Raw genomic sequence first — 15,301 nt, 5'->3', positions numbered from 1 at the left:
TGCTCGTGCATTCATGCTCAAGGTTACTGTCAGATTTCGTCAAAATTGCCCCGCCTGACGAATTTGAGAATGAATGCACACAGCTGGATTGAATCCGCTACCAGTTGTCTACCCCAAGCGACTCGTCAGCCAAGTCACCCCAGCAACTACCCTTCCAAGCTCCCCCCCTGAATCTGTAGCAGGCTGCTACTCACGGACAACGGCCTGTGTCTCCGATCGGCGAGAGCTTGTCCCAAACTCTAACGAAAATAGTCCGATTTATGACTACTCGCATCACCCCACTCTGCAGGAAATTACTCCCCTTCGCATCCCTATCCTTCCTGCTGGCCTCCGCGCCCGCTGTCTGGTCTCAAACTGGTAATTCTAACGAGAACGACGAAATCTTCGAACTCTCGCCCTTCGAAGTTACCAGCAGCGAAGACGACATCGGCTACTACGCTTCAAACACCCTTGCAGGTAGCCGCTTGAACACCAACCTGGCTGACCTTGCCGCGCCCATCACGGTCGTGACAAAGCAGCAGATGGAAGACACCGGTGCCACCAGCTTCAATGAAGTCTTCCTTTATGAAGCTAACATCGAAGGCGCTTACAATTACACCCCAGTCGAGCTCAACCGCGGTGGTTTGAAGGACCGGGTAGGCGGATCTGCTACCAATGGCGGAGTTGCAAACAACGCGACTACTGCCAATCGTGTGCGCGGTATTGCTGCCCCCGACTTTGGCTGGAACTACTACCCGTCGATGGCACGCATCCCTGCTGACGGCTACAATGTGCGCTCGATTGAAATCAACCGTGGCCCGAATTCGATCCTGTTCGGCCTGGGCAGCCCCGCCGGTATCGTCAATCAATCCGTCGGCTATGCCACCGTGGGTGACGATTCGACCGATCTGCAGTTCCGGGTCGGCACCAACGGCGTTCGGACTAGCGCCTCGACGAATCAGTCATTCCTGGACGACCGCATGGCTATTTTCGTCGCAGGTGTCTACGACGAGAAGAACTTCAGCCGTAAGCCCTCCCAGGATATTTCACGTCGCGCCACTGTCGGCCTGACGGTCAAGCCTTGGGCAGGCGCTACAATTCGCGGCTTCTACGAGCATTACGAGAACACCAGCCGCTTGCCGAATTCGTTGCTGCCGCGCGACGGCATCACTCCATGGATCGAGTCCGGGCGCCCCGTATGGAACCCGCTCACGCAGCAATTTACCTACCTCGATTCGGGACAAGTGAACCCGTTTCGCTACACGAGCCTGGCGAGCGATGTAGATGATGATGGGGTCTCTTATGGCGGCGATCGCCTTCTGGACAACCCGGACTCACCTCGATTTATTCGTGGAGTCGGCTGGATGGATAACGGGCGTCCCAATTTGCGGGTGAGCCCGAACGGGAGCTTTAGTTTCCCGCAACGCCGCGCTACCACCAATTTCCCGGATTATGGATTCAATGACGACGGCACTCCTCGAGATCAGTCCCAGTGGTTGAACGCTGACCCGAGCCGTCGCGCTTTTTACGATCGCCGTATGGCGCAGTCGGCACTGTCTCCGATGCCTTCGAATTTCTACTCCAATTGGACGGCACCCGCTCTCACCAATAAGAATATTTATGATTGGACGGAGTATAACCTTCTCGCGGTGAACTATGGAGAGTTTGAGGGCGATACCTACAACGTCGAATTCGAGCAGAAGATCATTGAGAATCTTTATTTCACCGCTGGTTGGTTCCGCCAGGAATACGATTCTTTTGAATACTATCCTCTGGGGCAGCAGCAACCGGTGACGATTCTGATGGACATCAACATGTATGATTTGGATGGTTCGCCCAATCCAAACTACTTGGTGCCCTACGTAGAGGATTATCAACAGGATGCAGTGACAGCGCCGGCCGAGCGCGATGTGGTTCGCGCGATGTTGGCCTACGAACTCGACCTGAGTGACAAGGATGGCCTGATCAAATGGTTAGGTCGCCACCGGGCCATGGGCCTGTATCAATGGCAGGAAGACTACGAGTATTACAACCGCTACCGTATGGCATTTGTCGAGCCTACTGCCAATCCGTGGATTCCTGATACGAAAAATTCCAACTTCTACTACGCGGCCAATACCAGCAATATTCGCCGTAGCCTCTATTTGGGTAATGGAAGCACGCCAGGTGTGGTGACTGCGGGTAGCTCCTCCCAGTGGGATGTACCTTTCGGGCATCCTTTGTCGACCTCTATTCGTGCCTATGACTGGAATACCAGGTCGTTTCGCGAAGATGAAACCACCTTGGAGCACGTGCACTACCACGCTGGCAATGGCGTTGGTGTTAACAACCGGAAAATCACTTCTTACGCTGGGGTGCTGCAGAGCTACTTCCTAGAAGATCGCATCATCACTACTTTGGGGATGCGCCGTGACAAGTGGGAAGGCCGGGCAAACACCTTGGGTAACTACTGGGCTCCCGGCGCAGATCGAAACGGTCCGCCTACACTCGCGGAAATCCCTATTCGGAATTCTAATGATGAGGGACTGTACCCGGTTGGAAACGACTACCGGCTGGCGAACGTTGACTACCTTCGCCACGGCCGTTTCACTCAGGCAGAAGTCATCGAAAAAACGACTGGCACTATGGGCGTAGTTGTGAAGCCGCTCAGCTGGTTGAGCTTCCACTATAACACATCTGAGAATTTCGCCCCGCCTCCCAGCCAGCAGTTCAACATCTATAGTCAAAGCCTGCCCGAGCCTGAAGGCGAGGGATATGACTATGGTGTATCGCTTAACCTGTTCGACAACAAACTTATCGCACGTTTCAACATGTTCCATACGGAATCAAAGTTGGAGCGCGTTACACCGAATGTATTGGGTCGGGTCATTAATGCGGACACCCAAAACTTCCGCGCCTGGGCCGAGACCGTGGTCCGTCTTCGTGCCGGTGAAGACCGTTCCGACACGGATCCTCAGACTGGCTGGGCTTCAACGCCGCTCACTCCTGCGCAGGAGCAAGAGGTGGAAGAGCTGACCGGCCAAGATTATCGGTGGCCAGGCTTGGATATCGCCTCTACTCAGTCAAATGAGTCCGACGGCTTCGAATTCGAGTTGATTTACAATCCAATGCCGAACTGGAACATCAAGCTGGTTGTGGCCAAGCAAGACGCGAGCTACAGCAGCATCATGCCTGAGTATGAGGCTTGGGTCGCCCAGAGAAGGGCAGTCTGGGAGGCGGCAGTTGCGCCGGATCTGGCAGGCGAGTATGATACCAGCCGCGAGGCCAATCCTTCTACGATCAGCGTCGAGCGGTATTGGACAGGCTGGGGCTTTGGCAACATCCCGGCTCACCCCAACTCCGTGGAGTGGAGCCAGACGCCGCAGTCTTGGTTTACTACCGCTGTTGACGGTGCCATTGCTGAATCGCGCCAACTGGAAGGTGCTGCCCCATTTGGTCAGCGGAAATACCGCGCCAACATCATTACCAACTACCGCTTCACCGAAGGACCGCTGGAAGGTTTCAGCATCGGCGGTGCGATCCGGATGGAAGACAAGGCCATCATTGGGTATCACGGCTTGAAGACCGATGTGGACCCTGTTACCCAAGCTGATCTCGATGAGGAGAAATATTATGCAGCCGATGCCAGCCGCCCGATCTACGATACCGATGTGGGTGCCGATCGTTGGAGGGACCTGACCCATATCGACCTCTGGTTCAAGTATGACTTCGACCTTGGTGAGAAGATGCGCGCCAGCGTTCAGTTGAACATCCGCGACCTCTTCGCCGACGAAGACGATCTGGTGCCGGTCTACGCCAACTGGGATGGCTCGGTGGCCAACTACCGCATCAAGGAGCCCCGTCAGATCTTCCTGACCACCAGCCTCAGCTTCTAGTCTGGGCAAGGTTGGTCTGAGTGCCTGAGAACTTGCAGACGCCCCCGCATCTTTCTGATGCGGGGGCTTTTTTCGTGCCTTCGAGGCTCCCATTCGGGGCACTAAAAAAGCCACCGGGGAAATGGTGGCTGAAAAGGATCTCGAAAGTGGCGAGCGGCTCTAGCGCTGGTTCAACACCTTGCGCTCGTAGTCCTGCACCTGGGGCAGCCAATCGGCTTCCACCGGCGTGCTTTGACGGCGGCAGAACTCGTCCCACACGATGGCCCACGGCAGCGTCTTGGCTTGCTCGAAGAGGGCGAGGCGGGCGGTGTAATTGCCGGCTTGCTCGGCTTCGACGAGAGCCTTGGCGGGCTCCAGCAGGGCTTGCAGCAGTGCCTTTTGGGCGGCGCGGGTACCGATCACCCAAGCGGCGATGCGGTTGATGCTCGCGTCGAAGAAATCGAGGCCGATGTGGGTCTTCGGCAGGGCGTTGCAGCGCACCAGCTCTTGCATGATGGCCTGCGTCTGGTCGTCGAGCAGCACCACGTGGTCGCTGTCCCAACGCACACCGCGGCTCACGTGGAGCAAGAGGTGCGGCACGGAGAGAAGCACCGAAGATACCTTGTCGGCGATGCTCTCCGTCGGGTGGAAGTGGCCGGCGTCGAGGCAAAGCGTCTTTTGCTTCTTGATCGCGTAGCCCATGTAAAACTCGTGCGAGCCGACGACGAAGCTTTCCGAGCCGATGCCGAACAGCTTGCACTCTACCGCGTCGAGGTGCTCGGAGGCGGGCAGTTCCTTGGCGAAGACCGCATCGAGGCTCTCTTCGAGACGGGCGCGGTAGCTCAGGCGGCTGGCCGGCATGTCCTTGAGGCCGTCGGGGATCCACACGTTGGTAACGGTGGTAGAGCCCAGTTGGCGGCCCATGGCGGCCCCGATTTCGCGGCTGCGCTGGCAGTGCTCGATCCAGAAATTGCGGATCCCGGCATCGGGATGGCTCAGGGTGAGCCCGTCGGACGCCTTCGGGTGGGCAAAGCAGGTGGGGTTGAAGTCGAGGCCCATCTTGCGCTCTGCCGCCCAGTCGATCCAGCTCTGGAAGTGGCTGACTTCGACCTGGTCGCGGTCGACCTTCTGGCCGCCGAAGTCGCCGTAAATGGCGTGCAGGTTCAGGCGGTGGGTGCCCGGGATCAGCTTCAGGGCCACGTCGAGGTCCTGCCGCAGTTCGTCGATCGTGCGAGCCTTGCCCGGGTAATTGCCGGTCACGGCGAGGCCGCCGCCCAGCTCTTCCCCAGAGCTTTCGAAGCCGACCACGTCGTCACCCTGCCAGCAATGCAGGGAAATGGCGACGCCCGCCAGGGCGTTCAGCGCGGCCTCGGTGTCTACGCCGAGCTTGGCGTAGGTCTCGCGGGCATAATCGTAGAGAGCAGTCATAAATGGAGGGTGGGGTGGGTTAGCTCAGGCGCAGGCAGATCTGTTGACCGGGGCCGTGCACGCCTTCGATCAGGATCCCTTCGACGTCGGCCGTCTTGGAGGGGCCGGTGACAAAAATCGTGTTCGGGTCGTCGCCCAGTGCAGCAATCGCTTCGCTGATCGTGTGGTAGACCGGCGTATCGCCAAAGATGACAGCGATGTGGACCCACGGGGCCAGCGCGCCAAGGCGGTTTGAGGTCTCGCGATCCTTCAGGATCACGGTGCCGCTCTCGACGATGATGCCGCTCGCGCGGGTGATCCCAAACGTATAGCGCTCCAGTTCGGCGCGTTCAAAGCTGCCGTGCAGGGTAACGCCGCTCAGCGCAGGGGCGATGGTCGCGATCAGCGTGGGGTCGCAATAGCCCTCGGCGGCGTTTTCGCTCTGCAGGTAGGCTGCCAGTTCGGCCACGTCGCTCATCGCACGCCCATTGACGTTCTTGAGGTTGCGGGCGAAGACCGTCCATTGGTCCTCGCCCTTGAGGCGGGGCAGGGCGCTGAGGACGTCCACCGAATACTCGGGGTAGGCGGTGGCTTTGCCAGCGGCTTGCAGCGGCCCGAGGGCTTCGCGAATGGCGGAAAAAATACGGCTGCGATCGTCGCTCACGACTTGTCTCCTTGCTTGCGGTCTTTCATCCAGGCGCGGAACTTGCCGCCTTCCCAACGCGGCAGCGTGCGCTGCTTGCTCCAGGCGCGTAGCGGGGCCAGCGGCAAGACGTCGTAGGGCAGCCCGTTGAGCAGATTGGCCGACTTCATGGCGGTGCGCCAGGCGGTCGGGTGGGTGGCCAAGGTGGCCCAAAGCGTCATGTCGGGCGTGCCGATAGCGGCCTTGCCCGCCTTCTCCAGCTTGGCCCGGTTGCGCAGGCGCAAGAGCAGGTCGGGGATGGGGATGTCGACCGGGCAAACCTCCTGACAAGCGCCGCAAAGGCTGGACGCTTTCGGCAGGTCGGCCAACTCCGGGAAGCGAGCCTTGCCCGCCAGCAGAGGGCTGAGCACTGCGCCGAGAGGGCCGGGGTAAACCGAGCGGTAGGCGTGGCCCGACGACTGGCGGTAGACGGGGCACACGTTCATGCACGCGCCGCAACGGATACAGCGCAAAATCTCGCGGCAGTCCGACGCCAGCACCTCGGTCCGGTTGTTGTTGAAGAGGATGACGTGCATCTCTTCCGGGCCTTCGGGCTGTTCGGCACTACGGGGGCCGGAGACGAACTCCGTGTAGACGGTGAGCTGCTGCCCGGTGGCGGAACGACCGAGCAGGTTGAGCATCACGCCCAGGTCGCGGTCGGTCGGCACCAGCTTTTCGATGCCGATCAAGGCGATGTGGCATTTGGCGCCGGCGAGGCCGAAACGGGAGTTGCCCTCATTGGTCACGATGACCATCCGACCGCTCTCGGCCGAGATGAAGTTGCCGCCCGTCATGGTCACTTCGCCCTGCAGGTATTTCTTGCGCAGAAACTTGCGGGCACGCTGCGTGATCACCTCTGGCTCGTCGTTATAAGCGCCGAGGCCGTGCTTTTCAAACGTGGTCGCGATCTGACGGCGGTTCTTGTGGATGATCGGCTTGACGACGTGGCTCGGGTGATCGTTGTCGAGCTGCAGGATGAACTCGCCCAGGTCGGTCTCGACGATGTCGTAACCCTTGTCGGTGAGGTAATCGTTCAGCTCGATTTCCTCGCTCGCCATGCTCTTGGACTTGCAGATGGTGTGAGCCTTCCGCGCTTCCAGGATCTTGACGATCGCCTCCTTGGCCGAAGCACCGTCCCAGGCAAAGTGGACCTTCACGCCGTTGGCCGTGAGGCTGCGCTCGGCCTGCTCCAGATACTTGTCGAGGTGCTCGATCGTGTGCTGCTTGATCTGCCCGGCCAGGCGACGGATCGCGTTGGCGTCGGGAAAGTCGGCCACGAGCACCTCGCGCCGTTTCGTCACCCCCGAGGCGGAGCCGGAGTGGACCGATTCGCGCACGTCGGCGGCCAAGACCTCGGAAAAGCTGTCGATTTCCTGCTTTTTCATGCCAACTCACCTCCGTTGCGCAGAGCATCTCGGATCACCTGGATCACGTGCTGCGCGGTGTAAGGAATGTTTGCCTTGTTGGCCAAACCACGCTGGTGCATCAGGCAGCTCATGTCGGCCGAGACCACCATGTCGGGCTTCAGCTCCAGCAGGTTTTCGATCTTTACGCGGCCCATCGCGCCCGAAATATGAGGGAAGGCGACCGCGAAAGTGCCACCAAAGCCGCAGCATTGCTCAGGCTCTCCGTAGGTCACCAGCTCGACACCCTCGATCGAGCCAAGCAGTGTCGCGGCAGCGTCTCCCGTGCCCGTGCCGCGGGTGTGGCACGAGTTGTGGATGGCGATGCGCGCGGCGTAGTTGCCCTTGATCTGCTTCACCCCGAGGCCGTTGACGATGAAGTCGCAGACCTCCCAGGTGCGCTTGGCCAAGGCTTCGACTTCCGGCAGATCCTGCTCCTTTTCAAACGCGAGCAGGCTGCCATGGAAAGCCATGGCTGCGCAGGAGCCGGAGGGCACGATCACCGGGGCGTCGCCCTCGAAGGCCTTCATTTGGTGGCGGACGACCGTGCGGGCGGATTTCCAGTCGCCCCCGTTGAAGGCCGGCTGGCCGCAACAGGTCTGGCTTTCCGGGAAATCCACGGTGCAGCCCAGGTATTCCAGCACTTCGACCGTGGCCTTCGCGACATCGTCAAAAAACGCGTCGCAAAGGCACGTGGACATCAGCTGGATACGCGTGCCAGTAGCTCGATGGTCAAGAAGCATAGGTCAGTCGGTCAGGATGGGGGTCGCCTAGGCCAGCGGCTGGCAGACATCTTCGAAGCGGCTCAGTAGCGCTTCGCGGTCCGGCACCGGGCGGGGCGAATAGGTTTCGAGGGGGAAGGAAGCCTGAATCAGCTTACGCCCCTCGGCCATATTCTCAATCAAGCCCAAGGCTTTCATCTGCATGATGGCATTGCCCAAGGCCGTTGCCTCAATCGGGCCGGCCAGCACTTCACACTCGGTCGCGTCGGCCGTCAGCTGGTTCAGCAAACGGCTTTGCGCGCCCCCGCCCACGATGTTGATGCGCTCGAGTTGTAGACCGGTCAACTCGCGCAGCGCCACCAGCGTGCGGCGGTAGGTGAGGGCCAGCGTGTCCTGAATCGCGCGGACGATGGCGCCCTTGGTGTTCGGGATCGGCTGGCCGGTACGGCGGCAGAAATTGCGGATCTTCTCCGGCATGTCGCCCGGCACGAGGAAGGGCCCGTGGTCGGGGTTGAGCAGGATGCGCCAGCCCGGCTCGCGGGCGGAAGCCTTGTCCAGCTCGCCGAAATCGACCGTTTCGCCCTGCGCACGCCATTCACGCACACACTCCTGGATCATCCAGAGGCCCACGATGTTGCGCAGCAGGCGGGTGGTACCTTCGACGCCCGCCTCGTTGGTCAAGCCATACTTGTAGGCCGTTTCCGAGACTTCCAGCTTGTTCGCTTCGACGCCGAAGAGCGACCAGGTGCCGGAGCTGAGGAACGCCGTGCGCTCGTCCATACACGGCGCGGCGACATAGGCCGAGCCGGTGTCGTGCGAGGCGACGGTCACAACTTGCGGGGAGATGCCGAGGTCTTGCTGCAGGTCGTCCTTCAGCGGCGCCAGCACGGTGCCGGGCTCGACCAGCGGGGCAAAAACGCCGGCGGGGATGCCGTATTCTTCCAGCAAGCCCTGATGATACTTGCGATCCTGGTCGAGCAACTGGGCCGTACTGGCCTCCGTCAGCTCATTGCGCTTCACGCCGCACAGGAGGTAGTTGATCCAGTCCGGCATGTAGAGCAGGCAATCGGCCTTGGCGACCAGCCGATTGCCCAGGTGCAAGTCCGCACACAGCTGGTTGGCCGTGTTGAAGAACTGGTTCTGGATGCCGGTGCGGGCGAAGCGCTCCCAGGCGGAGACGCGTTCGTCCATCCAGGGGATAATCCCGTCCGTCCGGCTGTCGCGGTACTGGAAGGGATCGTCCATCGGCTCGCCCGCCGCATCGAGCAACACGTAGTCCACGCCCCAGGTGTCGGCGCCAATCGAGCGCACATCCTGGCCGTAGCGGTTCCCGGCCTCCCGGAGGCCCGTCAGGAACTCGTCGCGCATGACCTGCAGGTCCCAATGGAGCCCACCGTTACGCTCGTAGAAGGGCGTGGGGAAACGGTGGACTTCGTGGATACTCAACCCCGCGTCTTGCCAAATAACGGCCATGACGCGGGAACTGGAAGCGCCGCAGTCGATGGCGATGAAGACCTGCCGCGCGGTTGAGGGGGGGGGAGTGGACATGTAAGTGTTTCTAACGCAGGAATGCCTCGGTCAGGCCTCCGTCCACGGCAATCACCTGGCCCGTGGTCTTGGGCAGGAGCTCGCCCAGCAGGGCGATGATGGCCTTGGCCTGGTCGGCCGGAGTGATGGGGGACTTGGTCAGCGTGCGCTGGGCGTAGAACATCGCCAGCTTGTCACGCAGAGACTCGGTGTCCTCATCTTCCGAGTGCGGGATATCGTATTTGACGAGGGAAGAAATGACGCGGTCGCGCGGGAACATCGAGCTGCCGGCCACAACGGTCGCCGGGGCCACGCCGTTGACGCGGGCCAGGCCAGCAAGCTCCACTGCCAAGCCGCGCACGAGGTGGTTGGCGGCGGCCTTGCTGGTGTCGTAGGCCAGGCTGCCCTTCTTGGAGACTACGGCGTTGGCGCTGGTGGTCAGCACGAAAGCACCGCCGGAGAGGGACTGCTGCTTCCAGACCTTGGCGGCTTCATTGGCCACGAAGTAAGCGCCGGCCACGTTGATGCGGAAGGTCACATCCCACATCGCATCGGGCACCATGCCCTGCTTGTCGGGCGAGGGGAAGATGCCGGCGGTCACCGCGACGGAGTCCACGCCACCGTAGGCGAGGATCGTCTGCTTCAGCATCGTCTGCACGGTGTCGCGCTTGGTAATGTCGCAAGCCAGGCCGATTACGGGGCCGCAGTTGCTGATGTCGGAGCCCGCCACGCCGATGCCCATCCCCACGGAGGCTTCGATCTCCTTGGCGGTTTCCTGGGCCAGCTCAGCCTTCAAGTCGACACACACCACGTGGGCGGTCTCTTTGGCCAGGCGGATGGCGGTTTCCTTGCCGATGCCGCCGCCGGCGCCGATGATCACGGCCACCTTGCGGGCATACTCCTGCTCGGCGGGCATACGCTGCAGCTTGGCCTCTTCGAGCAGCCAGTATTCGATGTCGAAAGCTTCCTGCTGGGGCAGGGCGATATACTTGTCCATCGCCTCCGCGCCGCGCATCACGTGGATGGCGCAGTTGTAGAACTCAGCCGTGACGCGCGATTCGCTCTTGTTCTTGCCCCAGCCGATCATGCCCACGCCGGGGATGATGATGACGGTCGGGTTGGGGTTGCGCATCGCCGGGGAATTGGCGTGGCGGCAGGTCTCGTAATACTTCGCGTAGTCGGCGCGGTAGGCTTCGAGGCCCTTGGCCAGCTTGTCTTGCAGGGCGGCTGCGTCGTCCTTGGCCGGATCGAAGTCCACATACAGCGGCTTGATCTTGGTGCGCAGGAAGTGGTCGGGGCAGGAGGTGCCGAGCTCGGACAGGCGGGGCGCGTCGGCGCTGTTCGCGTAGTCCATCACGTTCTCGTCATACTGGACGGTCGCGATCATGGGCTTGCCCTGGAAGGCCGTCTGGCCACGCAGCCACGGCAGCACGCTCACGAGGAGGTCGTCACGCTGTTCGGCCGGCAGGCTCTGCACCTTGGCGCCGCCAAAGGAGACCTTGGTCTTTGCCTTTTCTTCGATGAAGCGGGCGGCCTGCTCGATGATGTTGAGCGTGAGGGTGTAGCACTCCTTCGGGTCGTTGGCCCAGTTGATCAGGCCGTGCTGCCCCATGATGATGCCCTTGGCCTGCGGGTTTTCGCGGGCCACGCGCTCCAGCGTCAGGCCCAGCTCGAAGCCCGGGCGCATCCACGGCGTCCATACCACGGAATCGCCAAAAATTTCCTTCGTCAGCGCCTCGGAGTTGGCGGCAGCGGCCAGCGCGATCACCGAATTCGGGTGCATGTGGTCGACATGCTTGGCCGGGATGAAGGCGTGCAGCGGCGTGTCGATCGAGGAAGCGCGCGGGTTGAGGTTGAAGGTGCAGTGGCGGTAGAGGTCCACCATCGCATCTTCGATCGGGGTCTTCACGCCACGATTGGCCTCGGCACCGTAAATATTCTTCAGGCCCTCCAGCTTGTCCATGTAGAGGGAGGAGAAGTTGCCGCGCTTGCTGGTGCGGAGGTCGCCGCCCGAGCCCTTGACCCAGAGCACTTCGGTTTCCTGACCGGTGAGAGGGTCCTTCTCCGTGATCTTCGACGACGTGTTGCCGCCGCCGGTGTTGGTAATCCGCTGATCGGAACCGAGCAGATTGGAACGGTACACGAGCAAGTCCACCAGGTCGAGCTTGGCTGCGACGGTGTCGTCCCAAAGGTAGTTCACATGGCGGTATTGACCGTTAAAATCCTGAATCATAAGAGTAGACGTAGTGGGTGAGTATAACTGTAGGGCCTCTGTAGGGTTCTTTAACAGGTCGGGATTGGACCGATGATCGCCCCTTGAGGAAGCCGCTTTCGGATTGCAAAGTCAAAACTAAACACAGAAATTCGGAGATAGATGCTGGCCTCACAAAGACACCAAACCATCCTCGAAACCCTTCAGCTGGAAGGGGCGGTACGGACGACGCTTTTGGCCGAACGGCTGGGCGTGACGGAGGAGACGGTGCGCAAGGATCTGCTGAAACTGGAGGAGACCGGCAAGCTCAAGCGCACCCATGGCGGCGCCGTGCTCGACCTCGCCCTCGACCGAGAATTGGACTACCAGGAGCGGGAGGGGCAGCAGATCAAAGAAAAGGCCAAGATTTCCCGGCGCGCACTCCAGCTCATCAAGCCGCGATCCTGCATCTTCCTCGACGCCAGCTCCACCGCGCTGGCATTAGCCCGCCTACTTCCAGATCAGGAGCTGACGGTGATCACGCATGCGCAAAAGATCGTGACTCAGCTCAGCCACCTCTCGCAGGTCAACCTCATCCTGCTCGGCGGTAATCTCGACCGGCGCTCCCTTAGCTTCACCGGCCCAGCCACGATGGACATGGCCCGCCGCTACCGGATCGACCAGATTTTCTTCTCTTGCCGCGGCCTCCACCGCACGCGCGGCCTCAGTGAAGCCACCGAGCCCCAGGCTGCCTTCAAGCGCTTTCTCTTCGAGCAGGCCGACGAGGTCATCCTTTTGGCCGACCACTACAAGTTCGGCCTCAGCTCTTCCTACTATTTCGCCGGCTGCGATCAGCTCGACGTCGTCGTGACCGACCAGCCTCCGCCCGAGGAGTTCCGCTCCGCCCTGGGCACCGCCCGTATCGAAGTGGGCGGGTAATCTACTACTCTACCGTCTCTTTTGGCCCCAGGTAGCTGCCCGGCAGCTCGCCGAAGTGGACGACCAGCTTGTCGACGACCACACCCGGATCTACCTGGTGGAGGCGCAGGCGGTGGGGGCCGGCTTGCAGGGCGTTCAGGGGCAAGGATACCTGCACCGAGGCGTTGAGCACGGCCTGCTTCCACTCCGTATCACCCGTTTCGCGGACCAGCTCGACCGGCTGGGGCTCGCCACCGTCGACTGAAACCGCCAGGCGCAGCCCGTGGGCCGAGTCGATAGGGAAGGTTGGCAGGAGGTAGATCGTGAGGGTCGCGTCGCCGCTGGTTTGCGTGGCGAAATCGTATTCGAGCCATGCGCCTTCTCCCGGGGCCGTGGAGGCCGTCGTCACCGGCAATACCGTGACGGCATCGCCCGTGCGTCCCAGCTCGGGCACGACTGCCCAGGCCGCGTCCCCGATGCTGCCCGCACGGCTGAAGTGCTCCGCCTCCATCGCCACGATGCCGTCGTGCTCGACAAAACGGGACGGTTGCTCGCGTGCCTTGTCCAGCAGGCCGCCCACATCTTCCGCCGGGAACAGCTCGGGGCGCAGTTCGCGGTCTACCATGCCCTCGGCCGGCAGGATCGGCACTGCGGTGCGGTAAGAGCGCCACATGTTGTCCGCCGGTTCCGGGGCCATAAAGCGCTGCCATTTGCCGCCCGCGATCTCGTGGTTGTAGCGATGGGTGAGCGCTTCGATTCGCTCGTGGGCGAGGCGGGCCTTGAGGCCGTATTGCCCACGCAGCTCCATCTCGGCATTGAAGAGGCGGCCATAGCGTTCGTTGTAGAAATAGACCTGGTTGGCTGCGTCGCTCGCTGCCACCGGATAGAGCACCAGCTGATAAAAGGCGTCGCGCATCTCGCTGGGCAGGCGAGCCTCGACTGCTTCTGCCCGGGCGGCCAGTGAGGCGAAAGCCGCCAGACGCTCGTCTGCTTCCTCCGTCGTCAGCGGGCTTCCCCGTTCGCGGCTATGCGGCAGCCACCATTGCAGGTGCTCCGGCCGACGCTGGAAATTGAGCCGGTAGTAGCCGCACATGATCTCGGCGATCTCTTCCGCCTGCTCCGGCCCGAATTCGCGCGCCGCCCAGGTGACGAGGAAGCGGTCGAGCGTGTCGACATTCCAGCGGTCGATGTCCCACGCCATTTGCAGAAACAGCTCGATGCTGACCTCCGCCGGCTTGATGTCGCCCACGTTCAGGATCCAGAGCTCGCGCGCACCCAACGCGTAGGCCTTCGACATTTCCGACCAGATGACCGCCGGAGGGGTGGTCGACAGCCAAAGATAGGAGAGGGGGGAGCCAAGGTAGGAGACGTGGTAATAAATCCCCGAACCTCCGTCTCGCGCGCGCTCCCGGGCGGTCGGGAAGTGGCGGATGTAGCCGTGGTTGTCGTCGGGCCATACGAGGGTGACGTCGTCCGGCACTTTAAGCCCCGCGCGGTAGAGCTCCAGCACCTCCTTGTAGGGCGTAAAGACCTGCGGCACCTGCTCGACATCCTCGCTCACGTGACGGCGCAGAATGTCGCGCTGATCGGAGATGATTTTCTCCAGCGTGGCCACCTTCTCCGAGGTATCGCGCCCGGCCGTCATGCCCGAATCGTGGATGCCGCGCATGCCCAGCGTGTAGATATTCTCATAGCCGCCGTTGGCCTCGGCCCGACCCTCCCAGTAGTCGCGCACTGCCTCTGCGTGGGTGGCGTAGTTGAAGTGGCTGTGCGGTAGCGTCCATTCGGTCACGTTGTTACGCAGCATCGGCTCGGCGTGCGATGATCCCATCACGATTCCGTAGGCATCGGCCAGTCGGGCGTTTTCCGGGTAGAGGTTGAAAGCTTTCGTCACCTCATGCATCGCCGGCCAGAGCGTGTTGGCCTTCAGGCGCAGCAACAGCTCAAAGACGCGCTCGTAAGTCTTTGGGCCAATGTCGCCCAGCTCGGGGTCGAAGGTGTGCGCCGCCCACGGGTGCAGGCCCCAATCCTCATCGTTGATGAAGATGCCTCGGTATTTGACCGATGGCGAGCCTTGCCGGTGCAGTGCGCGGGGTAGGGCCACCTCGGGGTTTCGCGCCACCGGCACGTCGTCCCACCAATGCCAGGGGGAGACGCCGATGGCCTGAGACACTTCGTAAATCCCGAAAATCGCGCCCCGCATGTCGCTGCCTGTGATCACGAGTTGCTGACCTTCCGCGCCGATCGTGAAGGCCTCCCACTGGCCTTGCAACGCACTGCCTTTCTCCGCCAGCTTGACCACCAAGGCCGGTTTTTGCCCGACCGCCTCCAGATCGAGGATCTGCGGGCGCTGGCCCGTCACGCGTTCGATGTCTTGGGCGAGGTCTTCAGCGGCTCGGCGCACCTGGGGTGGCGTCGACGCGCCCAAGGCCAGCGGTACGGCCCGCCCGCCTTGGATCAGCGCAAAGGCATCTGCGCCGGGGGCAACGGTCTGGTAGGGGTTGGCGTGGAGCAAGGAAGCGAGCATGCAGAGCACGAGCAAAAGGATACGGGGATACGGATACATAAGGGGAGCGGGGCTGGAGGGAAGAGGGACACTACCACTGTGTGGCTAAAGC

Annotated in this window: 9 protein-coding genes; 2 read left to right on the top strand and 7 right to left on the bottom strand. The window is 61.6% G+C overall.

The annotated features are described in order from the left end of the window. The first annotated feature begins 260 nt into the window (after window positions 1-260). A complete protein-coding gene (locus Q7P63_07555) occupies window positions 261-3,854 on the top strand; it encodes a TonB-dependent receptor plug domain-containing protein (protein MDP0499943.1) in 3,594 nt (1,197 codons plus the stop codon). 159 nt (window positions 3,855-4,013) lie between these two features. Here Q7P63_07555 and Q7P63_07550 read toward each other — a convergent pair whose 3' ends face one another. The 6 genes from Q7P63_07550 to Q7P63_07525 form a co-directional block, all read right to left on the bottom strand. Next, a complete protein-coding gene (locus tag Q7P63_07550; GenBank protein ID MDP0499942.1) occupies window positions 4,014-5,261 on the bottom strand; it encodes an L-rhamnose isomerase in 1,248 nt (415 codons plus the stop codon). Window positions 5,262-5,280: 19 nt separating this feature from the next. Further along, the gene (locus Q7P63_07545) at window positions 5,281-5,904 is read right to left on the bottom strand and encodes an LUD domain-containing protein (GenBank protein ID MDP0499941.1); all 624 of its coding nucleotides are present in this window, start codon (window positions 5,902-5,904) and stop codon (window positions 5,281-5,283) included. After that, a complete protein-coding gene (locus Q7P63_07540) occupies window positions 5,901-7,307 on the bottom strand; it encodes a LutB/LldF family L-lactate oxidation iron-sulfur protein (protein ID MDP0499940.1) in 1,407 nt (468 codons plus the stop codon). The genes Q7P63_07545 and Q7P63_07540 overlap by 4 nt, the downstream gene beginning before the upstream one ends. Then, complete coding sequence (locus Q7P63_07535) at window positions 7,304-8,026, bottom strand: (Fe-S)-binding protein (protein MDP0499939.1); 723 nt, start codon at window positions 8,024-8,026, stop codon at window positions 7,304-7,306. The genes Q7P63_07540 and Q7P63_07535 overlap by 4 nt, the downstream gene beginning before the upstream one ends. A gap of 69 nt (window positions 8,027-8,095) precedes the next feature. Continuing rightward, entirely contained in the window at window positions 8,096-9,595 is a 1,500-nt protein-coding gene (locus Q7P63_07530) for a rhamnulokinase family protein (protein ID MDP0499938.1), read from the bottom strand. A 10-nt stretch (window positions 9,596-9,605) separates the two neighbouring features. Continuing rightward, window positions 9,606-11,807 (bottom strand): bifunctional rhamnulose-1-phosphate aldolase/short-chain dehydrogenase, encoded by a 2,202-nt coding sequence (locus tag Q7P63_07525; protein MDP0499937.1) that lies wholly within the window; start codon window positions 11,805-11,807, stop codon window positions 9,606-9,608. A 141-nt stretch (window positions 11,808-11,948) separates the two neighbouring features. On the opposite strand from Q7P63_07525, the gene Q7P63_07520 reads away from it, so the two are divergent. Next, window positions 11,949-12,704 carry a DeoR/GlpR family DNA-binding transcription regulator gene (locus Q7P63_07520; GenBank protein ID MDP0499936.1) on the top strand — a complete coding sequence of 252 codons (756 nt, stop codon included), beginning with the start codon at window positions 11,949-11,951 and terminating at the stop codon, window positions 12,702-12,704. A 4-nt stretch (window positions 12,705-12,708) separates the two neighbouring features. Here Q7P63_07520 and Q7P63_07515 read toward each other — a convergent pair whose 3' ends face one another. Further along, the gene (locus tag Q7P63_07515) at window positions 12,709-15,249 is read right to left on the bottom strand and encodes a glycosyl hydrolase 115 family protein (GenBank protein MDP0499935.1); all 2,541 of its coding nucleotides are present in this window, start codon (window positions 15,247-15,249) and stop codon (window positions 12,709-12,711) included. Window positions 15,250-15,301: the final 52 nt, after the last annotated feature.

This window comes from Verrucomicrobiota bacterium JB022, assembly GCA_030673845.1.
GTDB lineage: Bacteria > Verrucomicrobiota > Verrucomicrobiia > Opitutales > Oceanipulchritudinaceae > WOUP01.
The sequence above is the reverse complement of the archived record's forward strand: the minus strand, read 5'-3'. Positions and strand labels throughout refer to the sequence as shown.